Source organism: Streptomyces sp. NPDC111516 (genome assembly GCF_055635345.1).
In genome coordinates this window covers 111,273-137,909 of record NZ_JBVKBV010000007.1, presented here as the reverse complement: position 1 = coordinate 137,909, position 26,637 = coordinate 111,273, and the positions used below count along the sequence as shown (strand labels likewise).

Genomic DNA, 26,637 nt, shown 5'->3' with positions numbered 1-26,637 from the left:
AGGGGCGCCGTCAACGGATTCCGGGCGACGCGTCAGGCGTTCAGCATCCCCGACGTGTCGATGACCTGGCGGATCGCCCGGCCCGAGGCCAGCTCCTCCATCGCCGCGTTGATGTCGGCCAGCGGCAGCGTGCCGGTGTGCATGTGCTCCACCGGCATCAGGCCCGCCCGCCACAGGTCCAGGAACCTCGGGATGTCGCGGCGCGGCACCGCGTCACCCATGTACGAGCCGAGCAGGGACTTCCCCTCGCCCGCGAACGCCAGGGCCGGGACCTCCAGCACCCGGTCGGGGGCGGGGAGGCCCACCGAGACGACCTTGCCGCCGCGGGCCACGGCGCTCAGACACTCGGCCATGACCTTGGGGCTGCCCACCGCCTCCACCGCCAGCTCGGCGCCGCCGGCGGTGAGTTCGCGGACCTGCCGCACCGCGTCGTCGGGGCCGTACGCATGTGTCGCCCCCAGTCGGAGAGCCAGTTCGCGCTTCTCCTGGACCGGGTCGACCGCGACGATCGGGTATGCCCCCGCTGCACGGGCGCCCAGCACCGCCGACAGCCCCACGCCGCCCAGGCCGTAAACCACCGTCGACTGGCCGGGACGCAGGGCCGCCGTGTTGATGACCGCGCCCGCGCCCGTGAGGACCGCGCACCCGAACATCGAGGCGACGGCGAACGGGATGTCCTTGGGGATCGGGACCACCGACTCCTGGGCCAGCACCGCGTGTTCGGAGAACGCGGAGACGCCCAGCTGGTGGTGGACCCGGTTGCCGGACGCGTCGGTGAGCAGCGACGGGCCGTGCAGCAGCGCGCCCGATCCGTTCGTCGCCGCTGCCTGCGCGCACAGGGCGGGCCGGCCCGCAGCGCAGTCGGCGCAGAAGCCGCAGCTCGGCACGAAGACCAGGGCCACATGGTCGCCGGGGGAGACCCGGCTGACGCCCGGTCCGGTGTCCTGGACGACGCCCACCGCCTCGTGGCCGAGCGCCATCGGCAGCGGGCGGACCCGGTCGCCGTTGACCACCGAGAGGTCCGAGTGACAGAGCGAGGCGGCCGCGATACGGACCAGTACCTCGCCCTCGCGCGGGGCGCCCAGCTCCAGCTCCTCCACCTCCACCGGGCGGGTCTCGGAGTAGGGGCGGGCCGTCGATATCCCGCGCAGCACCACCGCACGGGTCTTCACGCCCGCACCTCCGGACGCGGGGCGCAGCGCAGCACGTCGCGGCTCTCCAGCAGCGGGACGACCTTGCCGAGCACGATCTCCTGGAAGTGCGGGGTGGCGCAGTGTGCGGTGAAGTCGGCCTCGGAGCCGTACTCCTCGTACAGCACGATCGCCCGCGGGTCCTCGGTGCCCTGGTGGACCCGGTAGGCGAGATTGCCCGGCTCCCGGCGGGAGGCGGTGGCCATGGTGTCGAGCAGGGGGAGGACGGTGTTCTCCTCGCCGGCCCTGGTGCGGTAGCGGGCTACGACCACGTATGTCATGGGGGTTACTCCTGGGGTGGGGCGGGCCTCTTCAGGGCACTGGGCGGGACCGGCGGCAGTTGGTCCCGGCGCAGGTGCCAGAGGCGGGGGTCGGACGTGGCTGCCGCGGCCGACCCGAGGGCCAGAGCGAGCGCCACGTCCGCGGCGGTTTCCACGAAGCCGGCGGCGATCGACGGGGACATCGCGCGCTGTGCCTGCGCGCTCATCCGGCCGATGATCGGGGCGGGCATGATCTCGACCAGGTCCGGCGCCCCGCGCGAGATCGCGTCCGTGGAGCGGCGCAGATTGGACCGGTCGGTGACGAACACCTTCATCATCGTCAGCAGGCCGAGCGGGCGGCCCTTCTCTATGAGGGAGAGCCGGGTGCTGACCACGCCGTGCGCGCCCATGTTCTTGATGAACTCCAGCGCGCCCCGGTCCTGAGCCAGACCGGGGCTGCTGTCCACGTTCACGAACACGGTCTTCCCCGCCCGGCCCAGCGCCGGCACGACCTGGGGCAGTTGCCCCACGGCGAGCGACGCGACGATGCACACCTTGGCCGGTGCGGTCAGGAACTGCCGCAGCGGCTGCGTGCCGACGACCGACGCGACGACCGGCACCTCGGCGAACGCAGAGGCGAGCCGGGGGTCGAGTGCGGCACCGGACCGGGACGGGGAAGGGGTCATGGCAAGGGCCTGCCTGGGGAAGGAGGGTTCGCGGCTGCTGAGGTCAGTTCAGCGGGGACGTACCGAATCGGCTGGGAAGGCCCAGTTTGCCAGGGTTGAGAATGCCGGCCGGGTCCAGGGCCTTCTTCACCGCGACGAACGTCGCGAAGCCCGCCCCGAGGGATTCCTCCAGGTAGGGGCCGCGCAGCAGACCGCAGCCGTGGTGGTGGCTGAGCGCGGCCGCGTGCTTGATGAGTACGGCGTTGGCCGCGTCCCACACCGAGCGGTACCAGTCGCGCCGCGACTCGGGCGCCACGTCGCCGCGCAGCGAGAAGTAGACGCAGGCGCCGTCGGTGTACGCGTGGGACTGGTGGGCCGAGGCGGCCAGGGTGCCGTCCACCGACTGGATCGCGGCGACCACCTCGTCGTAGATCACCGGGAGGTCGGTCCAGGAAGCGGCCATCTCCAGGGTGTCGGCGACGAAGCCGGGACCGGGCTTGAAGCCGTCGGCGGACTTGCCGACCAGCATCCGCTCGTCCAGCCAGCGCTCGAAGACGGCCTTGCTGTCCAGCTCGGGGCCGTAGGCCTCGCAGACCTCCCGCGCCACCTTGATCGAGGCGTCGACGATCGCCGGGTCGCCCTCGTCGGCGATGAGCAGGAGGTTGGTCTCCGGGTGGCCGAAGTGGGTGCCCGACTCCAGGGCGTCGTACAGCCGCAGCACGGCCGGAGTGGCACCGCGCTGCATGATCCTGCGGCAGGCGTCCAGGCCCTCGGCGAAGGTCTTGAAGCCGAACGCGACGGCGTTCGCGTACTCGGGCAGCGGGTGGACGCGCAGCCGCGCCGAGACGATGACACCGAGGGTGCCCTCCGAGCCGACGAACAGCTGGCGCAGGTCCGGACCCACCGCGGCGCGGGCGTAGTCGCCGTACGTGGCACGGGTTCCGTCCGCGTGCACGACGTCGACGCCGACGACCATGTCCTCGATCTTGCCGTAACGGGTGGAGAGCTGGCCGGCGCCCCGGCAGGCGATCCAGCCGCCGACCGTGGACACGGCGAACGCGGACGGCCAGTGGCCGGTGGTGACGCCGTACTCCTCCTGGAGCTGCTTCTCGAAGAGGTCGCCGAACATGCCGGCCTGGACGTCCACGATGTTCGACTCGGCGTCGAAGCCGGTGATCTCGTTCAGTCCGCAGACGTCCAGGACGACGCCGCCGAAGACGGGGAGCGCCGCGCCCGTGACGTTGGAGCGGCCGGCGGACGGGGTGACCGGGATGCCGGCCTCGTGGCAGATCCGCAGCACTGCCGCGACCTGGTCGGCGTCGGCCGCCTCGACGATCACGGCGTTCGGCGTCGCCGGACGGCCCTCGGTCTCGCCGATCATCGAGCCGGCCCACCAGTCACGGGTCCGGGTGACGACCTCGTCGCGGGAGGTGTGCACCGCGTGCGCGGCCCCGCGCAGCGCCTCGATCACGGATTCGGGAACGTCGACCGGGTCGACCTGGAGGGCGGCCTCGCCGTCCCCGATCGGGGTGTTCTGCGCCCACTTGGCGAAGCTGGGGGCGCCGATCGTGTAGTTGCCCCGGTTGAACGGGTGGGTGATGGTCTGACGGCTGATCATGCTGCTGCCCCTTCGAGGAGTACGGACTTTTCGTGACGGACGGCTGCGAGGTATTCGGAGACCGAACGCTCCACCTCGGCCTGAGAGAGGTTCAGTTCCTGGCCGAGGATCGCGCCGACGGCCCCGGCGGCGTCGACGGAGGCGTCCCGGGCGAACAGCCGGGCGCGCAGCCGCCGGGAGAGCACGTCGTCGACCGAACGGGCCAGTTCGGCGCGGGCCGCGTACACGACCTCCGCCTTGGTGTACGGCAGTCCCGCGACCACCGGCTCGGCCAGCGTCGGGTCGTCCTGGATCAGGTCGCCGACGAACCGGGCCTCGGTGCCGAATCGCTCGCCGAGGTGTGCGGCGATGCCACCGGAGGCCGCGACGGCCTCGGCGTCGTAACCGGCACCGCCGAGCAGCGGGAGGTCCGTGGTGCGGCTCCTGCCCCTGCGGCCGAGGACCGCCATCACCTTGTCGATGACGAGCTCGCCCATGTGCCGGCTGGTGGTGAGCTTGCCGCCGGTCACCGTCACCATGCCGGTGCGGCCGACGGTGATGTGGTGGTCGCGGCGCATGTCGAGCGTCGCGCCCTCCTTGCCGCCGACCAGTGGTCGCAGGCCGCCGATGGAGCCGACCACGTCGTCCGGGGTGAGCTTCCCCTCGAAGGCGGTGTTGGCGCCCTCCAGCAGGAAGTCCATCTCCTCACGGGTGCAGTGCACATCGTCGGGGGAGCCCTGGTAGTCCTCGTCCGTGGTGCCGAGCACGACGCTGTTGCCCCAGCGGGTGCAGGTCGCGCGGCGGGCCCGGCCGGGAATCGGCACGGTGACCGTGCAGTTGATCCGGACCTTGTCCCACGGCACCACGATGTGGACGCCCTTGGCGGGCCGTACCTGCGGCTTGTGACCGTCGTCGGCCTTCGCGTCGAGCTCGTCGGTCCACACACCGGTGGCGTTGACGACGGCCCGCGAGCGGATGTCGATGGTGTCGCCGTCCGCCGAGACCCGGGCGCCGGACACCTTGCCCATCTGCATCAGCAGACCCTCGGCCTTGGCACCGTTGAGGATCGTCGCACCGAGCGCGGCGGCGGTCCGGACGATGGTCAGCACGAGCCGGGCGTCATCGGTGCGGGCGTCGAAGTACATCAGCCCGCCCTTGAGGTTCTCCGCGCGCAGCGTCGGCGCCTGCGCGAGCACCTCGGGGACGGTGAGCCGCTGGTGGAGCTTGCCGATCCGCCAGCCGCCGACCAGGTCGTACGTCCACAGCAGACCCTCGAAGCCCTTGGCGAGGCGGGCGTCGAAGATGCCCTCCTTCTCCAGGATCGGGAAGAGGAAGGGCAGCCGGTGCACCAGGTGCGGGGCGTTCTTGCGGAAGCGGTGACGTTCCAGGAGCGAGTGGCGGACCAGGTTGACGTTCCCCTGCTCGATGTAGCGCAGGCCGCCGTGCACCATCTTCGAGGACTTCGACGACGTGCCGGAGGCGAAGTCGTCCTTCTCGATCAGTGCCGCGCGCAGCCCGCGCGAGGCCGCGTCGAGCACGGCGTACGCCCCGGTGATGCCGCCGCCGATGACGAGCACGTCGTACGTGTCGTCGGCCAGCCGGCGCTTGAGGGCCGCCCGGTCGAGCAGCAGGGGCGTTCGGCGGGTCGCCGCGGCGCTGCGCCGCGGTTTCCGGGCGGGCATGGTGATCACAACATCAACTCCTGGTGTTTCGGTGCGGCGGCCACGTGGTCGGGTACGGGCCGCCGGTGCGACGGTCGGGGGCCGTCAGTGGGGGGTTCGGGGTTCGGGGTTCGTCAGGGGCAGCAGCGCGGGGTCGTTCAGATGGGCGATCAGCACGTCACGCCAGGCGGCCCGCTGCTCGGTGCGTTCGGCCGCGGTGATCGCGGGTTCGAAGATCCGGCCGTGCGGCTGTGCTTCGACGACCTCTGCGAGCGAGGACCACAGGCCCTGGGCGACCCCGGCCAGGTAGGCGGTGCCGCGCAGGCTGGCGGTGGCGGAGTCGGAGACCCGCTCCAGCGGCAGGCCGGTCAGGTCGGCCTGGATCCGCATGAGCGGGTCGCTGCCGGAGACCCCGCCGCCGACCCGGAGCCGGGTGAACGGCGTCCCCATGGTGTCGGCGACCCCGTCGATCAGGTCGCACACGGAGTGCGCGATGCCGTCGAGCACGGCGCGGGCGAGATCGGCGCGGGTGGTGGCGAGGGTGAGCCCGGTGAGGGAGGCGGTGGCCTCCGGGTGCCAGACCGGCGTACGGACCCCGGCGAGCGCCGGGACGAAACGCGGGGTGCGGCCCGGCCGGGTGGGGACCCGGCCCGCCTCCTCACCGAGCTCCTTCGGCGAGGCGAACAGCCCCAGGTCGTCACAGAGCCAGCGCAGCGCCGAACCCGCCGTGGAGGTGTACGCCTCCAGGCTGTAGTGGCTGGTGTCGCCCTGCCGCCGGCCGGGCTGGGCGAGCACCCCGGAGATGTCCGGCCGGGGCAGGGCGGGCGTGGTGCCGGTCGCCGCGTCGACGAACGCGCCGGTCCCGTACACGCACATGCCCTGCCCGGCGGCGAGGCCGCCGAGCGCGATCAGTGCGGCGTGCTGGTCGCCCATGGAGGCGGCCAGCGGGACGGCGATCCCGAGGGCGGCCGGGTCGGTGGTACCGAATCCGGCGTCGTCGGAGCGGAGTTCCGGAAGCAGGTCGAGGGGGAAGCCGAGGTGGCTGATCCACTCCTCGTCCCAGGCGTGCCGCTCCAGCAGATAGCCGCCGGTGGAGGCGGCGTTGGTCGGGGTGGTGGCGTGTACGGCACCACCGGTGAGGCGCCAGATCAGCCAGGTGTCGACGGTGCCGAAGAGCAGCCGGCCCTCGCGGTGTGCGGCGGCCACCTCCGGGTGCGCGGCGATCTGCCGCGCGGCCCAGAGGAACGGAGCGCGGGCGCCGACCGGCCGGCCCTGGCGAGCCAGCAGGGCGGCGTCCCACTCCGCCTCGTACGCGGTGAGCTCATGGGCGTAACGCCGGTCCTGCCACACCACCGCGGGCAGCAGCGGCCGCCCGGTCATCCGGTCCCACAGCATCGCGGTGGCCCGCTGGGTGGAGAGCGCCACCGCGGTGATCTCGATGTCCTCCTCGCGGGCCCGGCCGACAGCCCGGCGCGCCACTTCGACGGTGGCGCTCCAGATCTCCATCGGGTCCTGCTCGACCGAGAGGTCGTCCGGATGGCTGACCCTGATCGACCGGTAGAACACCTCGTGGGCTGCGCCGGAGTCGAGGACGACTCCGGCCCTGGTGCCCGTGGTGCCCTCGTCGATGGACAGCACACCGCGCCGTGGGGCGGCGCCGGGGAACGTCTGCGTCATTGCAGCCCTTTCATTGCGAGCTTCGCGAGCTGTGCGGAGGGATACGGGAGGGGAGGGGACCATCGTGTGGTGCGGCAGGTCCGGCGGCGCGTCAGCGCGCGGTCGCGGAACGGGCGGTTCGCTCCTCGGCGGCATCACGGTCCTGCCCGACGGCCTCGTCGGGGGAGGCGGCCTTCGTCGGGTCCCACTTGATCGCCAGGCAGGTGATCAGACCTAGCAGCGGCACGACGGAGAGCACCAGGAAGGTGTCGGCGAGCCCCAGCGAGTCCTTGATCTGCGGGAAGACGTACAGCCCGACGACACTGCCGAAGCTGCCGACCATCCCGGTGACACCGGTGCCGAGCGCGCGGACATCACTGCTGTACGAGAGCGCGGCGATGGACTTGCCGTTGGCGCCGGGACCCGCGGAGTGGCAGAGGATGAACAGCACCGGCAGCAGGAACGCCACGGCGGTGGGGACCTTCTCGAAGGTCAGCCCCATCGCGAGGAGTGCGACGAAGACCCCGGCGAAACCGGCCGCGGAGCTGAGCCGCAGCCCGAGCCGCCGTCCGAAGTACGCCGAGAGGAGACCGCCCGCGATACCGAAGGCGTTGAAGACCATCGAGCCGATGGTGGCCTTCTCGAAGCTCTCCCCGAAGATGGTCAGGCTGATCAGCGGGAGGTACCAGCCGACCGCGAAGTACTGCATCGACTGCCCGAGCGAGATGACCGAGGAGAGGATCGTCCGGGGCAGGTACTCGCCCTTGAAGAGCAGTCCGGCCTGACGGAACCCGATGGCGGGCGCCTCGGTGGCCGCGCGGGTCGCCTCGTCGGGCCTGCCGGCGACGGCCTTGATCCGGTAGATCTTGTCCAGGTTGACGACGGCCTCGTCCAGCCGGCCCTTGCTCGCCAGCCAGGTCGGGCTTTCCCGGAGCATCAGCCACTGGCCCAGCAGCAGCGCGGCGGCGACCACCGCGGCCGAGCCGACCGACCAGCGCCAGATGTCCGCACCGACGTCCAGGTTGAAGAAGAGCAGGGCGAGCGCGAGGTTGCTGGTGGTGGCGACGTACCAGACGGCCTGCCACAGGTTCAGCCGGCCGCCCAGCTTCGCCGGCGTGTATTCGGCGAGCAGCGCCATGGCAACCGCGAAGTCGATGCCGTACGCGACCCCCACCAGGACCCGGCCGAGCCAGACGACGGTGAAGTCACCGGCGAACGCGGCCAGCAGAGCGCCCGCGATGGCGAACACCTTGGCGATGAGCAGCGGGGGAACGCGGCCGATCCGGGTGGCGAGCCAGCCGCCGACCGGGTTGAAGATGATCGCCAGGGCCGGAGCGGTGGCCGTGAGGATCGAGACCTGGGTGCTGGTGAGCTCCATCTGGGACGTCATCGGTCCCAGACCGGCGCTCAGCGCGGCGTTCGAATAGGCGTCGAGAAACAGCCCGCCGAACACGAGAAACCAGATGACTTGCGCCCGGCCGGTGATCTTTCCCAGCCCATCGATGAGCGCAACGACATCGGCGACGCCTTTGACGCTCGGACGTTGTGCCATGAATCCGCCTTCGAGGAAGACCCATCGGCGGCACGGGGAGCACAAAAAAACAGGCATGACGAAACCACCGACAGGTGGTCTATGTCTGTGCCTGTCAAAACACTGCGGAAAGCGCCGCAGCACGTGAACTGCAAGGAATGCGAACTACGCAGTGAGGTTAGGAACGAGTCAGGAGAAACGTCAAGGGTTTCCGGCAGGTTACTCAAACGTGACGTGGGTCTTCATGGTACGTGCACCGCCCCGGCGGCATCCGCCGGCCCTCGGGGCGCCGCCGTGGCCGGCTCCAGGGCGGACAGGTCGGCAGAGTTGTGGGCCAGGAAGCTGCCGCACTCTGCACAAGTACGCGCTGCCGGGCCGATGGCACGATTCCGTGCGTGAACGATGTCCAGGAAGTGAGCTGCCGCCCCGTCCACCAGCGTGTCCTGTGGTTCTTCGTCGGGCTCGGGGCGGGCGGGGCGGGCGTGGCTGTGGCGCGTTTGGTGTACTGGGGGCCGGACCCGTGGCTGGGCGTCGGCCTGCTGCTCGCGCTGATGGGCATCGCGTCGCTCCATGCGGTCACAGTCCGGGTGAGCGCCGACGCGTACGGTCTGTGCTCCCGGACCCTGCTGCGCCGCCGGATTGCGCCGTGGAGCGATGTCGCCGACCTGCGCGTACGTCTGAAGCACGGGCACCAGGGCCAGGAGATTCGTCGCGTCGGCCTGATGTTGCGCGACGGCCGCAAGCGGGTCCTGCCACTGCCGCGGAGCCGGTCCTCCGCCGACCCGGACTTCGACGCACAGTTGGACGCGTTCCGCGCGCTGCACCGCCGTTACGGGGCACCGGAGTCGGGCCACGTCCCCGTCGTCACGGACCGCACCGCCGGGCGTGGCTGGGCGGGGGCGCTGAGTCTGTGCGTGCTGTTGCTCGCGTGCGCGGGTGTGGCCGGGGCGTTCGTGCCGTACGCCGCCTCGGACCTGCGGGCGTGGCAGTCGGCCACCCCGTGCTCCGCCGAGACGCCGGTCACGAAACGCGACGAGTGCCTGACCATCCTGCCGGCTGTGGTCGCGCGGACCGAGGTCAACCGTCCCAAGCGGAGCAGTTGGGTGTACTTCACCGGCAACCGGCCGCTGGAGCGGGTCGCGGTCCCGCGGGAGGACGCTCAAGCGTTCCGGCCCGGAGACAGGGTCGAACTGACGGCCTGGCGCGGCGAGGTGAGGAAGATCGCGGGGGAGCACCGCGTGTGGCGCGAGCACATGCCCGGCGCCGGCGACCTGGCCGCGGTCGCGGCCGCGTTCGTCCTCGCCGCGGGTTGCCCCGGCGTCCGGGCGCTGTTGCGTCTGCGCGGGCGCCGGCTGCCCGATGACGAGGTCCTCCCGTCGGCCCTTCCGTTCGCGGTACCGCTCGTCGGTACCGCTCTGTGGTTGCTGCCGCTCTGCTACCTCCACCCCACGACTCTGCTCGATTCCGTGGCACTCAGGTGGGCGGCCGCGGGCTCGCTGGTCACGCTGGGCCTCCTCACCTGGGCCTGGCGTGCCACCCGTATCCGTACGCCCGAAGAGGCCGGAGGGGGCGGAGCGACCGAAGTGTCCGCCCAGGCGGAAGAGGTGTTCCTGGCCGCCCGCTTTCTGGAGGACACCGACTACAACCCGTACGGCTTCGGCACCCACATCGTCCTCGGAGGCGGCGGCCCGCCCGCGGTGACACCCCACCCCGGCCCCGGCCGGTTCGCGGCGAAGCGGATACCGGTGGAGCGGCTCACCGTGAAGGACGTTCGGCGCGCCCGGGGCGGCGACGGCGACAGCATCCCCACGAGCTGGCACATCGCCGATCTCGACGACGCGGGCGATCCGGTGCGTCTCGCGGCCGCCCCGGCCGACCTGAACCGCATCATCCGCGCGCTGGGTTCCGCGAAAACCACTGCGAACACCCCCGCGAAAACCACGAACCGCGAGCCATGAGCCGGCCCCGAACCGGACGCGCGAGCGCTGCGCACCCGCCGGCGGCAAGGCCCGGTCGTGGCGGCCCGCCGCCGGGCCGGGCGGGCCTGACATCCGGTGGCCTGCCGGGCCCCGGTGCGTGCACCGGGGCCCGAGACCTGCGACGCCGTCCGGCTTCACGCCGGACGGCGCCACGGTCTTCCGGTAGAACTCGTCAGTGCCCGGCCTGGAGCGCTGCCCAGCTTGCCCGTCCCACGATGCCGTCGGCCGTCAGGCCCCGGCTCGCCTGGTAGCTGCGCATCGCCGTCGCCGTCGCCGGGCCGAAGCTCCCGTCGATGCCGACCGTCGAGCCGAGCGCCGCGGTCAGTGAGCGCTGGAGTCGCTTAACCCCGTCGCCCGAGTCGCCCTGCTTGAGGGTCGTCGTCGAACCGGCGGACAGCAGTGCGGTCCAGGTTCTGCGACCCACGACGCCGTCGGCCGTCAGACCGTGGGTCGCCTGATACGCCATCACCGCATTCTTCGTGGCCTGGCCGAAGCTGCCGTCCACCGTGCCCACCCCGTAGCCCTGCTCGCTCAGCAGTTGCTGAACGGCTCTGACCTGGGGGCCCGCCGAGCCGCTCCGCTGGGTGTCGTACACGGTGAAGCTCAGACTGTCACCGCTGTTGCCGCCGCCGTTGGCCCCGCCCACCAACTGCATATAGCGGTTCCAGTCCCAATACGGCCCCGGGTCCGTGTGGTCGTTGCCCGGTGCCTCGCTGTGCCCGATGATGTGCGCCCGGTCCTTCGGAATCCCGTACCGGTCGCACAGGTGCTTCGTCAGGGCCGCCGAGGAGCGGTACATCGTGTCCGTGAACCAGGACGGGTCGTCGATGAATCCCTCGTGCTCGATGCCGAGCGCCGAGGCGTTCTGGCTCCGTGCGTGGTACGCGGTGTCGCTGTCGCGCACCATCTGGGTGATCCGGCCGTCGGAGGAACGCACCACATAGTGGGCGCTCACCTCCGCCGTCGGGTTCTGGAACCAGCTGATCGAGCCCGCGTACGAGCCCTGCGTGACATGGATGATCACCTTGTCGATCCTGGCTGTCCGGCCCACGGCGAAGTTGTGCGCGTCGGCCGGAACCCACAGCGCCGACGGGTAGTCGGTGCTCTGTGTGCGCACGTCGGTGGTGTCGAGTGCGCCCTTCTGCGGTGAGACCGGACGGGCCGTCACCGAGATGTGCTCACCGCCGGGGACGGTGGCGTAGAGCCCGTTGGCCAGGAATGTGTACACGGTGTCGGCGTAGAGGGCTGCGGCGCGTCCCGTCGAGCCGCTGTACCGGGCGACGGCCGGATACCAGGCGTTGACGTCGTCGCGCTCCCGGTCGTCGAGGCCGAGCTTGTCCGCGTAGCTGCGCAGCACCGCCGCACCGCCCAGGATGTTGGCCGACGCGTCGGTGCGCAGGCGGGCCGGCGGTTCGCCGGTGAGGGCGGCCGCTCGTTCCAGTGTCGGGTTCGTGGGGTTGCTCACGAGGTGCATGACGCCGTACCCGTTGGCCTGGCTGGGGTGTCCCCAGTGGCCGTCGAGACGGGTCTCGCCGTACCCGACGGCGGCGAGCAGGTCACGCGGTACGTCGAACTTCGCGGCGGCCCGTGCGAACGCCCGGTTCATGGAGTGGTCGTCGTCCGGAGCGGCGAAGGCCGGGCTGCCGGTCGCGGCCAGGACGGTGACGGTGAGGGCCGCTAGGACGGATGCGCGGCCCTTGGTGTGGACAGCGGCTCGTCTGGGCATACCTGCTCCTGCTCTGTGGGGGAAGGAGAACGGCCCCCGGGCCCGAGTGGGGTGGGCCGAGGGGCCGAATCCCGCTCAGGGTATCGACGTGTCCAGGGCATGACAATCATCTGCCCGCGTGTCGAAATCCCTTTCACTCCAATGCGGTTGAAGCGCAGGACGAATGGTGCCCGGTGACCGGTTCGGCGGTCACCGGGCAGGGCCGGCGGACGAACGTCGGACGCGCACTCCACCCCGCTCCCGCTCGGCGACCAGCGGCGGCGCCACATCGGTGATCACCCGTGGCCACGCCCGCCGCGCCGCCGCCCGGGCGCATGGGGGGAGGAACCGGACGGTGCGGCCTGCGGGGCCGCCCGCGCCCCGGCGGAACGGCACGCCGGGCAGGGCTGAAGGCCGTCTCCACCCGGCGCGACGACCCCGAGGCGGCCCTGCCGCCCGTTCGACAGGGTGTGAGGGGAGGCTCGGGCCATGGGCCGGAGCCCGGCGTGGGTGAGGCCCGGCCCCACCCACGCCGAACGGCCCGCGGCCTTCGCGCGGGCCCGGCGGTCAATGCCCGCTGTTGCCCTGCACGTTGACATCCACTCGGACGACTTGCGGGTCGTGGTCGCTCGCCTGGTCGGCGAACTCCGCGTTGATGTGCACCACGTCGTAGTCGAAGCGGCGGATGCCGGGACTGGTCAGGATGTGGTCCAGCGTCTGAGAGTTGCCCTCGTACACATAGCTGTACTGCTCGCTCGCGGGCAGCGTGGTGATCAGCGGCTTGAGCACCTCACCCTTGGTCAGCGCGTCCATCGTCGGTGAGAACGCGAAATCATTGAGGTCGCCGAGCGTGATGACCCGAGCCGAATCGTCCGCGGCCAGCAGCGACTTGACGAAGGTGTTGACCTCCGCCGCCTGCTTCACCCGCTTGGTCTCCGAGCTGCGCTTCGGCTCCTGGTAGCGGCCGTGCAGGGGCTGGTCGCCACCCTTGGACGTGAAGTGGTTGCCGATGACGAAGACCGGCTTCCCGTGGAAGCGGAACTCGCCGACGAGGGGCTTGCGGCTGTCGGCCCACGCTTCGTTGGTCGGGGTGATCCGGCCGGGCGACGCCGAGAGCGTCACCCCGTTCTTCGTCTTCACCGCGGTCACGGCGGTGGTCGCGTCGCCGCCCGCGCGGTCCACGAAGTCGACCCGCTCCGGATTGAAGAGGAAGACGTTACGGATGTTGCCGCCGGGTTCGCCGCCGTCCTTGTTGTTCTCGGGGGCGACGTAGCGCCATGCGTACCGCGGACCGCCCGCGGCCACGATGGCGTCGGTGAACCGCTTCAGCGTCGCCTCGGAGCCGACCGTACCGTCGTTCACCGCACCGTTGTCGTCCTGGATCTCCTCCAGGGACACGATGTCCGGGGAGGAGAGGTTGACCGCGACGCCCTCGGCGAGGGTGTCGAACTTGGCCTGCTGGTCCAGCGCGTCCAGGTTCTCCACGTTGTACGTGGCGACGGCGAGCTCGTTGCCCTTCTGCTTCCGGGTGACCTCGCGCCGCAGGTGGTTGTCGGTGAGCGTGCCGAGTTCGGTGGCCTGGAGGTTGTAGCCGCCGAACGACGCGTAGTCCACGACACCGGTGGTGGCGCCGGACAGCACATCGCCCACGTCGGCGACGGGGACCGGCTTGGCCGGGTCGAGCGACATCACCTTGATACGGCCGGTGTTCTGGTCGTTGTACGAGGAGTACAGCGTGCCGCCCCGCCCGGTCCGGTTCTCGTCGGGCTTGACGGTCACCCAGACCTCGTCGTACGCGGTCGTCGCACCCGTCACCCGAGTGTCGGAGATCCGGACCCGGGTGCCTTCGAGCGATTCGTAGAGGTCGAGGGCGTACGCCGACGGGTCGAGGGCCAGCGAGTCGATCGAACCGCCGTCCGCCGACGGAGCGTACGCGTCCGGCACCGAGGCCGCGTCGAGCACGACCGGGGCGGGCAGCGCGTTGCCCGAGGACAGGACCGTCGTCTTCGGGGCGGTGATCTCGGTGATCGACTGGGTGGTCGACGACGGGTAGTACTCGTCCACCTTGCCGCTGACCAGCACCGAGTCGCCCACGGCAACCTCCGGGGCGGTGGAGCCGGTGAAGACGAACACGCCCTCGCTGGTACGGGGGTCCGAGTCCGGCGCGGTGTCCTGGATCCAGAAGCCGCGCGAACCGGTGGTCCGTACGCCGGTCACGATGCCGGGGACCCCGGTCACCTGCCGCCCCTTCAGCGGCGACACCCGGGTGGTGCCCTGGATGTCGTGGATCCGGACGGTGCCGGGCTCGGTCGGGCCGCCGGGGTCACCCGGGTCGGAGCCGCCGGAGGTCTCGCCGGCCGCGTTGACCGGTGTCGGGGTACCCGCGGTGAAGTCGGCGGCGTTGTCGTCGGTGTCGGCGAGGGACGTGCCGCGCGCCACCGAGAAGGTGTTCGACGCTCCCGTCGCCGGGCCGCTGCCCTCCCGTACGACCGCGGAGCCGTAACCGACGAGGTCCACGATTCGCGAGTCGGCCGCGCAGTCGGCCGCCGTCTTGCAGGTCAGCGGGGTCGTGCCGGAGACGAGCGCGACGGTTCCGCCGCCGGTCGCCATCGCGACCGTGCCGGTGGCGTCCGGCGCCGGCAGGGCGACCGTGCCGCCGGTGCCCGCGGCCTCGGCGACGAGATAGCGGCCGCCGGGGGCGACGGATCCGGTCAGCGCGGAGACCTGCCACAGCGAGCCGGCCGACGGGGCGGCCGGCAGGTACTGCACGCTGAAACCGGTCAGGTCGTACGCGGCGGTGCCGGCGTTGGCCAGTTCGATGAAGTCGCGGGTGAGTGTCGCACCCGAATTGCCCCCGCCGCCGTACACCTCGGAGATCACGGCGGTCGAGGACGGAGCCGCGAAGGCGGCGGGCAGAGCGGTGGCCGAGAGCGTCACGGCGACGGCGCCGGCCAGCAGAACGGAACGAGGTCTGGATATGTGCACGGTGGGCTGCTCCCGAAGTGTGGTGAGGGCAAAAGCTATGCGCGTAGACCCAGCCGTGACAAGACATCAGAAGTTAATTCCAGAAATCGCTCCGGCGACCCGGAAGCATTGGGCGCCGCGCGCCCGGCTCGACATGCAACCAATAGGTTGCCTATGGTGGCTCCGGGACACGAACGGGCGACGGTGACGTGATGGCGACGATGGACGCGATATTCAAGGCGCTCGCCGATCCGAGCCGCCGGGAGCTCCTCGACCGGCTCAATGCGCGGGGCGGCCAGACCCTGCGGGAGCTGGGGGAGGGCCTGGACATGAGCCGGCAGGCGGTGAGCAAACATCTCGCGGTGCTCGAATCGGCGCTGCTGGTCACCGCGGTGCGCCGGGGCCGGGAGAAGCTGCACTACCTCAACCCGGTGCCCATCCAGGAGGTCGCCGACCGCTGGATCGGCCGGTACGAGCGCCACCGCCTGAGCGCACTGTCCCACCTCAAGCAGACCCTGGAAGGAACGGTCATGGGAAAGCCCGAGTTCGTCTACGTCATCTACATCCAGACCACCGCGGAGAAGCTCTACCAGGCGCTGACCGACCCCGAGTTCATCAAGCTCTACATGGTCGGTCACGGCCCCGAGTCGACGTGGGAGGTCGGCGCACCGGTCCGCTGGAAGATGGCCCCGGACGGCGAATTCGAGGAGGTCGGCCAGCGGGTCCTGGTGGCGGAGCCGGGCAAGCGGCTCTCGTACACCTGGCACACCCTGCAGCCCATGCACCGCCAGATGTTCGACTTCGCCTCGGACGAGGCGTGGGAGAAGGCCGTCCGGGAACGGTCGAAGGTGACCTTCGACATCGAGCCGGCCGAGGTGCCCGAGATGGGCGTCAAGCTGACCATCACCCACGACGGGTTCGACAGCCCGGACAGCAAGATGCTGGAGGGCGTCAGCGGCGGCTGGATCATGATCCTCTCGGCGCTCAAGACCGTTCTGGAGGGCGGGAAGTTCCTCGACGGGCCGGCCTGAGGGGCCGCCTGATGACGAGGCGGTCCGGGGGCCGGCTCGGCCACCCGGACGCCATGGGGATCAGGTTCGGGATCAGGCTCCGGGTACCCGGTCGAGGAAGCCACTGACCGAAGCGATGCGTCCGTCGTCGGCGAGCTCGAGCACGTCCGACCCGGCGACGGGCGCCGAGCCGTCGGTGGAGACCAGTTCCCAGCTGAAGCGCACGATGTCGTGGTGCCCGTCCGGGGTGCCGGTCAGCCGGAACTCGAACCCGGGGAACTGCTGATGGGCCCCGTTGATCGCGGCCGTGAGCTCCTCGTGGCCGCGCACATCTGCCAGCGGGTCGGTGTAGGTGGCGGTCTCGGTGAAGGCGGTCGCCACAGCCTTCTCCAGGTCCTCGGGGGTGGCCGCGTTCCAGGCGACGAAGTAGCGCTGAACGGCATCCTCGTATGCGGTCATCGTGCTGTCCTCTCCTCACGTCCCGGCCCCTGGGGCCGGGCTCCCGTGTGCTGGTGAGGAACACGATGTCCGACGGCGCGGAGGGCGTCGATTACCTCCGAGGTCATACGGTCGGGCAGCGGAACGGGCTGCTCGGCATCGGTGCAGCGGGAAATCGGTGCAGGAGGAAGAAAGAGCGCCTCCTCAGACCTGGCTGTCCCGGACGACATGCATGGCGGCCTCCTCGGCCGATGCCGCCGCTCCGTCGATCCCGACGTCCTCGGCTGTCAGTGTGTCCGGCTCGTTGATGTCCAGCTGCCGGGTGAGACGGCCGGCGCGTACCGTACCGACCTCCGCGTCCCAGAGTTCGCCGTCACCGTCGGACAGGTCCCCCACGTCGTCACCCGCAGCTTCGGTGACCTCCGGCAGTTCCCGGGCCAGACGGCTCTCCAGCGGCTCGCCGCTGTGCTGTTCGGCGGCCGTGGTGCCCTGGTCCTCCACCGCCCACGGTCGTTCGGGCGGGGAGTAGCCCTCGTCGAGGAGGTCGGTCAGCCCCCGGTTGTCCAGGGTGTCCTCGATGTCGAGCTGCTCCGTGGGATCGGAGGCCTCCGGTTCCTGGGGCTGGTAGACATCGTCTCCCATGTCGCCATCCTTCATGGTCAGTCCCTTCCCGGTCTCGGGGATCCCGGTCGTGCATGGCGCACACGCGACTCGGGGGAAAGGGGGCGTACATGCGGTATGTGTGCGGTATGCGCCCTGATGCCGTCGAACCGCCCGTATGGGTTCAGGATAGGTTGCCCGGGCATGAGCCCGCAGCCGTGGGCCGCCAGACCGGGCGCCGGGGGTCGGTCTGGGGGACGATGGAAGCGGCAGGTGGAACCATGCCCTGCCTCATCCGTATCGGGAGAATCGCGATGGACTACCCGGAGAGCTACGAGCTGGTATTTCAGGCGTCCGCCGTGGAGGACGACACCGTGACTGTTCGGCGTACGGCGCAGTCGGGCGCGGGCGGGTACCCGATCTACGAGGACGAGACCGGAATCGTGCGTGCGGAGATCAGCGACCGCGGTGAGGTGCGCATGCTGGCCACCGGCGGACACCAGGTGCTCGGCACCCCACTGGTGGTGCGTGAGCCGAGCGTCTGAACCGCCCGGGGCCTGTCCCGGGGCCGTCCGACGGATCACGGTCGGGCGGCCCCGGGTCGTTCACCGCTCTGTCGGGTGCGGGGCCGTCAGCCCTCGGTCCAGCCGTGGTTCTTGGCGAACTGCAGCAACCCGCTCCGGATCTGCAGGATCTGAGCCCCCGTCAGTGTCGGCGCCGACTCCAGCAGGAGGTCGGTCACCTCCTTGGTGTACTCGGACGCACTGAGCACATCGCACAGGGTGTCGTCGTCCGCCGATCCGGAACCATGGACCGCGACGGGCCTCGGAGGCGTCAGCGGCTTCCCGTCGGGACCCTCGGCGAGCCGGACGGACGACGCCTTCAGTCCCCGGTCACCGTCCTCGATCTCGAACTCGACCGCCGTACCCGTGTGTACGTATGACTCCGGGATCAACATGTCGTTCACATGGAGGAAAACATCCTCGCCGCCGTGATCGGGCGCGATGAATCCGTATCCCCGTGCGCCGTCGAACCGCACCACACGACCAGAAACCACACCAACCCCCAAGAAATGATCGGGCCCCTTGCCCGTCGCCACACACGGCTCGACCGGAGAATAGCCCTGTGCGTCCGGGCGGCGCGACCCGATCCGGGCAATCGCCGGGACCAGGTCACCTGACCGTGCGCGCCGGCGGCGCGGTTCCGGAAGCCAGCGGGGAGCGGGCCAGCTCCACGCAGCCCACGGTGATCAGGGTGAGTGCGACCAGTTCGGGCAGCACCCACCAGCCGGTGCGCAGATCCTCGCCGAACAATGTCACCCCGTACAGGACGCTGATCAGCGCGTCACCGAGGGTGAGCGGCGGCTGGACGGCGACCAGCGTGCCCGCCTGGAGTGCGTTCTGGAGGAGGAACAGCGCGCCCATCCCGGCCGCGGCGGTGGCGTACAGCTGCCAGGACGTCAGCAACGCCACTGCTCCGCCGCCGTCCGCTTGGAGCCGCGCCATGGCGTCCTTCATGAGCGCGGCCGTGAGCGCGTATCCGCATGCGGCGGCGAAGCCGAGCAGCGCGCCCCGGAGATTGCCACGGGTGCTCAGGGCCGCGCCGATCAGCGTGGCCTCGAAGGCGCCGGTCAGGATGAGCGTCGGCACCCAGGCCGCTCCGTGCACGGACGTGCTGCCGCCGCCCGGGGCCGCGGAGGCCATGCCCAGGGCGAGCCCCAGCGTCATGGCTGCCACCGCGTACCAGATCGACCGGGGTAGCCGGACCCGCATCACGAATCCGGCCATCAGCAGCGCGCCCGGCAGTTCGATCACAAAGATCGGCTGGACCACGGCGATCGGCCCGGTGGCCAGCGCCACGGCCTGGCATACAGCTGCGACGATCACCAGGCCGATACCGGCGAACCACAAGCGCTGGCGCAGCAGGTGCCTGATCAGCGACAGACGCATGGCCTCGGTGTCGGGCACGGTGCGGGCGGCGCGGCGCTGGAGCACGGAGGCCGCGCCGTTGCTGAGCGCGGTCAGGATGGCGAACAGGACGCTGATCACCGATCCATGATGCGGGCGCAGGGCCCACGATCCGGGGTGCGGCGGCGTGGCGGCATGGCGGGGGCGTACGGAGCGGGCATACGGAGCGGAGAGCGGCAGTCGATGAGGACCGAAGATGTCCGCAAGCCCGCGTAGCGTGCCGTCCATGGCCCCGAAGAAGAGCACCGCCGTGAAGGCGAACCCCGCCCCGAAGAAGAACGCCGTCGCACCGGTCGTGCTCTCTCCGCGTGCACTGGGGCGTGCCACGCTGGAGCGGCAGTTGCTGCTGCGGCGGACCGCGATGTCCGCGAAGGACGCCGTCGAGCATCTGATCGGTCTCCAGGCGCAGAACACCAAGCCGCCGTACTACCAGCTCTTCGCCCGCCTCGACGGCTTCGCCCCTGCCGAGCTCGCGGAACTGATGGAGTCCCGTCAGGCGGTCCGTCTGGTCACCATGCGCTCCACCATCCACCTGCACACCGCCGCCGACGCGCTCACCTTGCGCCCGCTCGTCCAGGCGGCGCGCGACCGGGAGCTGAGGACCTTCCGCAAGGGGCTCGTCGGGGTGGAGCTGGACCGGCTCGGGGCGCTCGCCAGGGAGCTCGTCGAGGAGCGGCCCCGTACCCCCAAGGAGATCCGCGAGGCGCTGCTCGTGCAGTGGCCCGACGCCGACCCGCAGTCGCTGGGCGTGGCCGCCCGCTGTCTGCTCCCGCTGGTCCAGGTCACTCCGCGCGGGGTGTGGGGGAGGAGCGGCCAGGTCGCGCTGACCACCGCCGAACACTGGCTCGGCAGCCCGTCGGAGCCGGTCCCCGCACCCGATGCCACCGTGCTGCGCTACCTCGGCGCCTTCGGGCCCGCCTCCGTGCAGGACATGCAGACATGGGCCGGGCTGACCCGGCTGCGGGAGGTCTTCGAACGGCTGCGGCCGCGGCTCATCACCTTCCGGGACGAGAACGGCACCGAGCTCTTCGACCTGCCGGACGCCCCGCGCCCCGACGAGCACCCCCGCCCCGCCGCGCTTCCTGCCCGAGTTCGACAACGTGCTGCTCGGCCACGCGGACCGTACGCGCATCATTCCGCCCGAGTACCGGGGGCGCAACGGGAACGGCAACCAGGCGTACGGATCGGTGCTGGTCGACGGATTCCTCGCGGCGATCTGGCGATTCGGCGGCACCGTCGCCGGGCCGAGGACCCTCACCGTGCAGCCGCTCGGCAGGCTGGGCCCGGCGGATCGCGACGCCGTCACGGAAGAGGCCGTACGGATGCTCGCCACCATGACGACGGCGGTCACCGACGCGGACGGATACGACATCCGGTTCGCGACGTTCGTCGACTTCGAGTGAGGGGCGGCGAGCCGACGGCGCAGCGACCGGCACGGGGCGACGAACGGGTTCAGTCCGATCGGCCCGTAGCCGCCACCGTCACGCCCAGACCGATCATCGCGAAGCCTCCGGCACCGCCGATCAGCGAGAGCCGCCGCTCCGAGCGGGCGAACCAGTTCCTCGCCGCGGAGGCGCCCAACCCCCACAGCGTGTCCGTCACCAGCCCGATACCGATGGGCACCAGGCCCAGCAGCAGCATCTGCGCCGGTAGATGCCCCGCCGACGCATTCACGAACTGGGGGAGCACCGCGGCGAAGAAGACGATGCCCTTCGGGTTCGTCACCCCGACCAGCACACCGTCGGCCACCGTCCGCAGATCACCGCGCGCCGGCCGGTCCGGCACCACGACGGCACCCGGGTTCATCTCCTTGCGATGCCGGAACGCCTGCACCCCCAGGAAGACCAGGTAAGCCGCCCCCGCGAGCTTGACCGTCACGAAGACCGTGGCCGACCGCTCGACCAGCGAACCTATCCCCAACGCGACCGCCGCCACCAGGACGTAGCTTCCGGCCACATTGCCCAGCACCGTCGCCATCGCGGTGCGCCGACCGTGGGCCAGTGCCCGGCCGATCACGAACAGCACACTCGGTCCCGGGATCACGATCACCAGCAGGGACATCGCGGCGAAGGCCAGATACTGATGCGTGGACACCATGTCCATCACCCCCTCGCACCGAAGGTACGACACGGTCCCGCCCGCCGTTGAGTCGAATACGACGGTCCAGCCCGTCGAGGGATCGTGCCATCGAGGGATGGCGGCCGGGGCATCGGGCTCAGGGAAGCAGCCCCGCCCGTCGTGCCGCCACCACCGCCTCCAGCCGGGTATGCGCACCCAACTTGCGCATCGCCGCGCGCAGATACCCCTTCACCGTCTCCGGCCGCAGCCCCAGCCGCTCCGCCGCCGCCGCGTTCGTCGCACCCGCCGCCACACAGGCCAGCACATCCACCTCGCGCGGCGCAAGATGCACCCCGCAGGGCTTCGACGCGCGGGCCCCGGCCGCCGAGGCGAGCCGCCCGCACACCGAGAGCAGTTCGTCGCGCAGCGCCGGGTCGAGGACCTTCGGGACCAGGGCACGCAGCTCGCGGTGGGCCTCGCGGACGTCCTCCCAGGCCTCCGGGGCCGCCCTCGGATCCGTGACCTGTTCCCGGGTAACGGCCAGCAGTTGCTGCACCTCGTCCCGTACGACCAGGGCCTGTTCCACATCGCGGGCGGCTGCGACCGCCGCGTCGAAGATGCGGTCGCCGAGCGTGATCGGCTCACGCAGCGCCCCGTACAGCACACCACGCACCTTGCGTCGCACGACGACGGGCACCGCGACCACCGAGCGCAGGCCCTCCGCAGCGACCGCCAGGTCGTACTCGTGGCTGATGTGGCGCGAGGAGCGGTAGTCGGTCACCGCACACGGCCGGGAGAGGGCGATCGACTTGCCGCCGAGCCCGCTGCCCGCCGAGATGACGAGACCGCGCAGGGCGGCGGTCTGTGCCCCGTTCAGCTCGGCGATCCGCGCATGGCGGGCGTCCGAGAGCAGCCCGCCGAAGGCCACGGGCAGCCCACTGGTCCGGCGCAGCCGCAGCAGCGCCGCTTGCATCTCGATCGCATCGACGGATTCCGGCACGCTCACGCCTCTCTGCCCGGCTCCAGAGGCTCAGCACCATCCTCGCTGCCCACCCCCGTTCGGGGGTGGTGAGACCTGGGTCACTGTTTACATGATGTTAAACGACCGGTCCGGTCCGCAACGAGGAGGGCACATGTCGGCAACCAGCGCGACGGAGACGTTCCGGGCCGCCCGGGACTTTCTGCTGCAGCACCGCGAGGACTACCACGCGGCCTACGAGGGCTTCCGCTGGCCCCGGACCGAACACTTCAACTGGGCACTCGACTGGTTCGACGCCATCGCCGAGAACAACGACCGCACCGCCCTGCACATCGTGGAGGAGGACGGCGGCCGCACCGAGGTGTCCTTCGCCCGGATGTCCGCCCGCTCCAACCAGGCCGCGAACTGGCTGCGCTCGCAGGGGGTACGGGCCGGGGACCGGATCCTCGTGATGCTCGGCAACCAGGTCGAGCTGTGGGAGACGGCTCTCGCCGCGATGAAGCTGCGCGCCGTCGTCATCCCCGCCACCCCGCTCCTCGGCCCGGTCGATCTGCGCGACCGGGTGGAGCGCGGCCGGGTCCGGCACGCCCTGGTGCGGGACACCGACACCGCCAAGTTCGACGAGGTGCCCGGCGACTACACCCGGATCTCGGTCGGCGCGGACGTGCCCGGCTGGCTGTCGTACACCGGCGCCGACGAGCAGCCCGAGACCTTCGAGGCGGACCGGGAGACCGACGCCGACGAACCGCTGATGCTCTACTTCACCTCGGGGACGACCGCCAGCCCCAAGCTCGTCGAGCACACCCATGTCTCGTACCCCGTGGGCCACTTGTCGACGATGTACTGGATCGGCCTCAAGCCCGGGGACGTCCACCTCAACATCTCCTCGCCCGGCTGGGCCAAGCACGCCTGGTCAAACCTCTTCGCGCCCTGGAGCGCCGAGGCGACCGTCTTCATCTTCAACTACACCCGCTTCGACGCGGGCCGGCTGATGGCCGAGATGGACCGCTCGGGCGTCACCAGCTTCTGCGCGCCGCCCACCGTCTGGCGGATGCTGATCCAGGCCGACCTCTCCCAGCTGAAGACCCCGCCGCGCGAGGTCGTCGCGGCCGGTGAGCCGCTGAACCCGGAGGTCATCGAGACGGTGCGGCGCACCTGGGGCGTCACCATCCGGGACGGCTTCGGCCAGACGGAGACCGCCGTCCAGGTCGCCAACACCCCGGGGCAGCCGCTGAAGGCCGGTTCGATGGGACGGCCCAGCCCCGGATTCAAGGTCGAGCTCCTCGACCCGGTCACCGGCGAACCCGGCGCGGCCGAGGGAGAGATCTCCCTCGATCTGTCGTACCGCCCGGTGGGCCTGATGACCGGCTACCACGGCGACCCGGGACGGACCGCAGAGGCCATGGCCGGCGGCTACTACCGCACCGGTGACATCGGCTCCCGCGACGAGGACGGCTACATCACCTACGTCGGCCGCGCCGACGACGTCTTCAAGGCATCCGACTACAAGATCTCGCCGTTCGAGCTGGAGAGCGCCCTGCTGGAGCACGAGGCGGTCGCCGAGGCCGCTGTCGTCCCGGCTCCCGACCCGGTACGGCTCGCCGTGCCGAAGGCGTACGTTGTGCTCGCGGAGGGCTGGGAGCCCGGACCGGACACGGCGAAGATCCTGTTCGAGCACTCCCGGGCGGTCCTCGCGCCGTACAAGCGGGTCCGCAGGCTGGAGTTCGCCGAGCTGCCCAAGACGGTCTCCGGCAAGATCCGCCGCATCGAACTGCGCGAGCGCACGGCCCGGGGCGCCGGCACCGAGTACGACGAGGGGGATCTGCGATGAGCGAGCTGTCCCACGCACATGGGGCCGGTGCCGGTGTCGCCGGACCGGGGGACCGTGCTCGGGCCCAGGAGCTGTCCTACGCGCACGGCACCGGCACCACGGTGCTGCTCGGCGACACCATCGGGGGCAATCTCGGCCGTGCGGTCGCGGCCTTCGGCGAACGCGAGGCGCTCGTCGACGTCGCATCGGGGCGACGCTGGACGTACGACGAATTCGGCGCGTCGGTCGACGAGCTGGCCCGTGCGCTGATGGCGTCGGGGGTGGCCAAGGGCGACCGGGTCGGCATCTGGGCGATCAACTGCCCCGAGTGGGTCCTCGTGCAGTACGCCACCGCCCGCATCGGCGCCATCATGGTCAACATCAACCCGGCCTACCGGGCGCACGAGCTGGAGTTCGTGCTGAAGCAGGCCGGGATCTCGCTCCTGGTCTCCTCGCTCGCGCACCGCACCAGCGACTACCGCGGCCTGGTCGACCAGGTCCGCGGCGGCTGCCCCGCCCTGCGCGCCGTGCACTACATCGGCGACCCGTCCTGGGACGAGCTGCTGGCCGGCGCGCCATCCGTGACCCAGAGGCAACTCGCGGACCGCGCAGCCGAGCTGTCCTGCGACGACCCGATCAACATCCAGTACACCTCCGGCACCACCGGCTTCCCCAAGGGCGCCACCCTCTCCCACCACAACATCCTCAACAACGGCTACTTCGTGGGGGAGCTGGTCGCCTACACCGAACAGGACCGGATCTGTCTGCCCGTCCCCTTCTACCACTGCTTCGGCATGGTCATGGGCAACCTCGGCGCCACCTCGCACGGCGCCTGCATCGTGATCCCGGCGCCCTCCTTCGAGCCCGCCGCGGTGCTGGCCGCCGTGCAACAGGAGCGCTGCACCTCGCTCTACGGTGTCCCCACCATGTTCATCGCCGAGCTGAACCTCCCCGACTTCGCCTCGTACGACCTCACCTCGCTGCGCACCGGCATCATGGCCGGATCGCCCTGCCCGGTCGAGGTGATGAAGCGGGTCGTCGCCGAGATGCACATGGACGAGGTGTCCATCTGCTACGGCATGACGGAGACCTCGCCGGTGTCCACCCAGACCCGCCGCGATGACGACCTGGAGCGCCGCACCGGCACGGTCGGCCGAGTCATGCCGCACATCGAGGTCAAGGTCGTCGACCCGGTGACCGGCCTGACCCTGGAGCGCGGCGCGGCGGGCGAACTCTGCACCCGGGGCTACAGCGTGATGCTCGGTTACTGGGAGCAGCCCGAGCGCACGGCGGAGGTGATAGACGCGGGCCGCTGGATGCACACCGGGGACCTCGCGGTGATGCGCGAGGACGGCTACGTACAGATCGTCGGCCGGATCAAGGACGTGATCATCCGCGGCGGCGAGAACGTGTATCCGCGGGAGGTCGAGGAGTTCCTCCACGGCCACCCGAAGATCGCGGACGTGCAGGTGGTGGGTGTAGCGGACGAGACGTACGGCGAGGAGATCCTGGCCTGCGTCATCCCGAGGGACCCGTCGGACCCGCCGACCCTGGACGAGGTTATGGGCTACTGCCGCGACCAACTGGCGCACTACAAGATCCCGCGACAGCTGCAGATCCTGGAGACCTTCCCGATGACGGTCAGCGGGAAGGTCCGCAAGATCGAACTGCGGGAGCGCTACGGCCGGTAGGACCGGATCGCCCCGGGCGTCGTCAGGCGGCCTCGATGATGTCGCCGGCCATGCCCCGGGTCGCGGCCGCCCATTCGATCAGCAGCACCTCGTAGGCGGCGGATTCCACGGACGACCAGTCCTGGCCGGCTCGCGCGTCGACCAACGCCCGGATCGCCTCGTTCGCCTTGGCGGCGGACGGGTGCGTCGGTCGGATCGTGCGCGGCGGGTCGGTGGGCGGGGTCTGCCGTGGAGTTAAAACCATGGTCCCTACCTTAAGGCCCGCCACTGACAACAGTCCGAACATTTGTGGCTACTGGCCCGAACGTGACCGATTGCACTCACTGTTGCCGGCTGGTTCCGCTGAGGCGCGGGTCGTGCTCGGGGTGCGGGATCTCACGGCGCATGCAGACCCTCGGCCAGCGGTCCAGGCCGTGTTCCGCCTCCTCCGCCCTGATCTTCCGCAGCCCGCTGGTGAGTTCGGATTCCGTGAGCGCGCGGAAGCCGAGGCGGGTGTAGTACGGGGCGTTCCACGGGACGTGGGAGAAGGTCGTCAGCGTGAGCGCGTCCAGCCGGCCGTCGGTGGCCCACCCGGCGAGATGGTCGATGAGCATGCTGCCCAGTCGGCGCCGTGCGACGGACGGATGGACCGAGACCTGCTCGATGTGGGCCGCGCCGTCGACCGGGTCGGCGATCAGATAGCCGACCGGGCGGTCGTCGTCGTCCGCGGCCACCCAGGCGCGGCCGGCCCGGCGGTAGCCGTCCAGCAGGTCGAGGGGCGGCGGATCATCGTCCGCGACGGCGGTCATGCCGAGCGTGCGGAACGGTTCGCCGGCGGCGCGCTCGATGTCCTGCAGCAGCGGAAGATCGGAGCGGCGGGCGGTACGGATACGCATG

22 protein-coding genes and 1 pseudogene are annotated in these 26,637 nt (G+C 70.9%); 6 read left to right on the top strand and 17 right to left on the bottom strand.

Translation table 11 applies throughout. The features are described from left to right. Positions 1 to 32 precede the first annotated feature (32 nt). The 7 genes from ACZ7L9_RS16255 to ACZ7L9_RS16225 form a co-directional block, all read right to left on the bottom strand. The gene (locus tag ACZ7L9_RS16255) at positions 33 to 1,172 is read right to left on the bottom strand and encodes a zinc-binding dehydrogenase (protein WP_471415810.1); all 1,140 of its coding nucleotides are present in this window, start codon (positions 1,170 to 1,172) and stop codon (positions 33 to 35) included. Then, the gene (locus ACZ7L9_RS16250) at positions 1,169 to 1,471 is read right to left on the bottom strand and encodes a putative quinol monooxygenase (RefSeq protein ID WP_471415809.1); all 303 of its coding nucleotides are present in this window, start codon (positions 1,469 to 1,471) and stop codon (positions 1,169 to 1,171) included. The genes ACZ7L9_RS16255 and ACZ7L9_RS16250 overlap by 4 nt, the downstream gene beginning before the upstream one ends. 5 nt (positions 1,472 to 1,476) lie before the next feature. Beyond that, positions 1,477 to 2,136, bottom strand: coding sequence for a glycerol-3-phosphate responsive antiterminator (locus ACZ7L9_RS16245; RefSeq protein ID WP_471415808.1), 660 nt, complete (start codon positions 2,134 to 2,136; stop codon positions 1,477 to 1,479). A gap of 43 nt (positions 2,137 to 2,179) precedes the next feature. Further along, complete coding sequence (locus ACZ7L9_RS16240) at positions 2,180 to 3,733, bottom strand: FAD-binding oxidoreductase (protein WP_471415807.1); 1,554 nt, start codon at positions 3,731 to 3,733, stop codon at positions 2,180 to 2,182. Next, positions 3,730 to 5,403, bottom strand: coding sequence for a glycerol-3-phosphate dehydrogenase/oxidase (locus tag ACZ7L9_RS16235; RefSeq protein ID WP_471415806.1), 1,674 nt, complete (start codon positions 5,401 to 5,403; stop codon positions 3,730 to 3,732). Before ACZ7L9_RS16235 ends, ACZ7L9_RS16240 begins: the two co-directional genes overlap by 4 nt. A gap of 75 nt (positions 5,404 to 5,478) precedes the next feature. Then, positions 5,479 to 7,050: an FGGY family carbohydrate kinase gene (locus ACZ7L9_RS16230; RefSeq protein ID WP_471415805.1), complete on the bottom strand. Its 1,572-nt coding sequence runs from the start codon at positions 7,048 to 7,050 to the stop codon at positions 5,479 to 5,481. Positions 7,051 to 7,141: 91 nt separating this feature from the next. Beyond that, positions 7,142 to 8,581 (bottom strand): MFS transporter, encoded by a 1,440-nt coding sequence (locus tag ACZ7L9_RS16225; protein ID WP_471415804.1) that lies wholly within the window; start codon positions 8,579 to 8,581, stop codon positions 7,142 to 7,144. A 374-nt stretch (positions 8,582 to 8,955) separates the two neighbouring features. Here ACZ7L9_RS16225 and ACZ7L9_RS16220 point away from each other — a divergent pair, with 374 nt between their 5' ends. Next, the gene (locus ACZ7L9_RS16220) at positions 8,956 to 10,518 is read left to right on the top strand and encodes a PH domain-containing protein (RefSeq protein ID WP_471415803.1); all 1,563 of its coding nucleotides are present in this window, start codon (positions 8,956 to 8,958) and stop codon (positions 10,516 to 10,518) included. A gap of 193 nt (positions 10,519 to 10,711) precedes the next feature. Here the strand turns inward: ACZ7L9_RS16220 and ACZ7L9_RS16215 are convergent, their stop codons facing one another. Both ACZ7L9_RS16215 and ACZ7L9_RS16210 read right to left on the bottom strand, forming a co-directional pair. Continuing rightward, positions 10,712 to 12,265 carry a peptidoglycan-binding protein gene (locus tag ACZ7L9_RS16215; RefSeq protein WP_471415802.1) on the bottom strand — a complete coding sequence of 518 codons (1,554 nt, stop codon included), beginning with the start codon at positions 12,263 to 12,265 and terminating at the stop codon, positions 10,712 to 10,714. Positions 12,266 to 12,811: 546 nt separating this feature from the next. Further along, positions 12,812 to 15,229, bottom strand: a complete 2,418-nt coding sequence (locus ACZ7L9_RS16210; RefSeq protein ID WP_471415801.1) for an endonuclease/exonuclease/phosphatase family protein — start codon at positions 15,227 to 15,229, stop codon at positions 12,812 to 12,814. Between the two features lie 200 nt (positions 15,230 to 15,429). On the opposite strand from ACZ7L9_RS16210, the gene ACZ7L9_RS16205 reads away from it, so the two are divergent. Continuing rightward, a complete protein-coding gene (locus ACZ7L9_RS16205; RefSeq protein ID WP_471415990.1) occupies positions 15,430 to 16,239 on the top strand; it encodes an ArsR/SmtB family transcription factor in 810 nt (269 codons plus the stop codon). A 72-nt stretch (positions 16,240 to 16,311) separates the two neighbouring features. Here ACZ7L9_RS16205 and ACZ7L9_RS16200 read toward each other — a convergent pair whose 3' ends face one another. Together ACZ7L9_RS16200 and ACZ7L9_RS16195 are read right to left on the bottom strand one after the other, a co-directional pair. Then, a complete protein-coding gene (locus ACZ7L9_RS16200; RefSeq protein WP_471415800.1) occupies positions 16,312 to 16,677 on the bottom strand; it encodes a nuclear transport factor 2 family protein in 366 nt (121 codons plus the stop codon). Between the two features lie 183 nt (positions 16,678 to 16,860). Then, positions 16,861 to 17,313 (bottom strand): DUF5709 domain-containing protein, encoded by a 453-nt coding sequence (locus ACZ7L9_RS16195; protein WP_389995743.1) that lies wholly within the window; start codon positions 17,311 to 17,313, stop codon positions 16,861 to 16,863. 257 nt (positions 17,314 to 17,570) lie between these two features. On the opposite strand from ACZ7L9_RS16195, the gene ACZ7L9_RS16190 reads away from it, so the two are divergent. After that, positions 17,571 to 17,801 (top strand): DUF6296 family protein, encoded by a 231-nt coding sequence (locus tag ACZ7L9_RS16190; protein ID WP_471415989.1) that lies wholly within the window; start codon positions 17,571 to 17,573, stop codon positions 17,799 to 17,801. An 86-nt stretch (positions 17,802 to 17,887) separates the two neighbouring features. Here the strand turns inward: ACZ7L9_RS16190 and ACZ7L9_RS16185 are convergent, their stop codons facing one another. Next, positions 17,888 to 18,313, bottom strand: coding sequence for a cold-shock protein (locus ACZ7L9_RS16185; RefSeq protein ID WP_266749600.1), 426 nt, complete (start codon positions 18,311 to 18,313; stop codon positions 17,888 to 17,890). A 115-nt stretch (positions 18,314 to 18,428) separates the two neighbouring features. Then, positions 18,429 to 19,304 (bottom strand): DMT family transporter, encoded by an 876-nt coding sequence (locus ACZ7L9_RS16180; RefSeq protein WP_471415799.1) that lies wholly within the window; start codon positions 19,302 to 19,304, stop codon positions 18,429 to 18,431. A 115-nt stretch (positions 19,305 to 19,419) separates the two neighbouring features. Between ACZ7L9_RS16180 and ACZ7L9_RS16175 the strand changes: the two are divergent. Further along, positions 19,420 to 20,626, top strand: a pseudogene (locus tag ACZ7L9_RS16175) (winged helix DNA-binding domain-containing protein). Between the two features lie 49 nt (positions 20,627 to 20,675). On the opposite strand, the gene ACZ7L9_RS16170 reads toward ACZ7L9_RS16175, so the two are convergent. Together ACZ7L9_RS16170 and ACZ7L9_RS16165 are read right to left on the bottom strand one after the other, a co-directional pair. Continuing rightward, positions 20,676 to 21,320: a LysE family translocator gene (locus tag ACZ7L9_RS16170; RefSeq protein ID WP_471415798.1), complete on the bottom strand. Its 645-nt coding sequence runs from the start codon at positions 21,318 to 21,320 to the stop codon at positions 20,676 to 20,678. 118 nt (positions 21,321 to 21,438) lie between these two features. After that, the gene (locus tag ACZ7L9_RS16165) at positions 21,439 to 22,281 is read right to left on the bottom strand and encodes a response regulator transcription factor (RefSeq protein WP_471415988.1); all 843 of its coding nucleotides are present in this window, start codon (positions 22,279 to 22,281) and stop codon (positions 21,439 to 21,441) included. A gap of 133 nt (positions 22,282 to 22,414) precedes the next feature. On the opposite strand from ACZ7L9_RS16165, the gene ACZ7L9_RS16160 reads away from it, so the two are divergent. Both ACZ7L9_RS16160 and ACZ7L9_RS16155 read left to right on the top strand, forming a co-directional pair. Continuing rightward, on the top strand, positions 22,415 to 24,091 hold the full coding sequence (locus ACZ7L9_RS16160) for an AMP-binding protein (RefSeq protein WP_471415797.1): 1,677 nt from the start codon (positions 22,415 to 22,417) through the stop codon (positions 24,089 to 24,091). Beyond that, positions 24,088 to 25,761 (top strand): AMP-binding protein, encoded by a 1,674-nt coding sequence (locus ACZ7L9_RS16155; protein ID WP_471415796.1) that lies wholly within the window; start codon positions 24,088 to 24,090, stop codon positions 25,759 to 25,761. The genes ACZ7L9_RS16160 and ACZ7L9_RS16155 overlap by 4 nt, the downstream gene beginning before the upstream one ends. Positions 25,762 to 25,783: 22 nt before the next feature. Here the strand turns inward: ACZ7L9_RS16155 and ACZ7L9_RS16150 are convergent, their stop codons facing one another. Then, a complete protein-coding gene (locus tag ACZ7L9_RS16150; RefSeq protein WP_471415795.1) occupies positions 25,784 to 26,005 on the bottom strand; it encodes a hypothetical protein in 222 nt (73 codons plus the stop codon). A 76-nt stretch (positions 26,006 to 26,081) separates the two neighbouring features. Beyond that, entirely contained in the window at positions 26,082 to 26,636 is a 555-nt protein-coding gene (locus tag ACZ7L9_RS16145) for a GNAT family N-acetyltransferase (protein ID WP_471415794.1), read from the bottom strand. Between the last annotated feature and the right edge of the window lies 1 nt (position 26,637).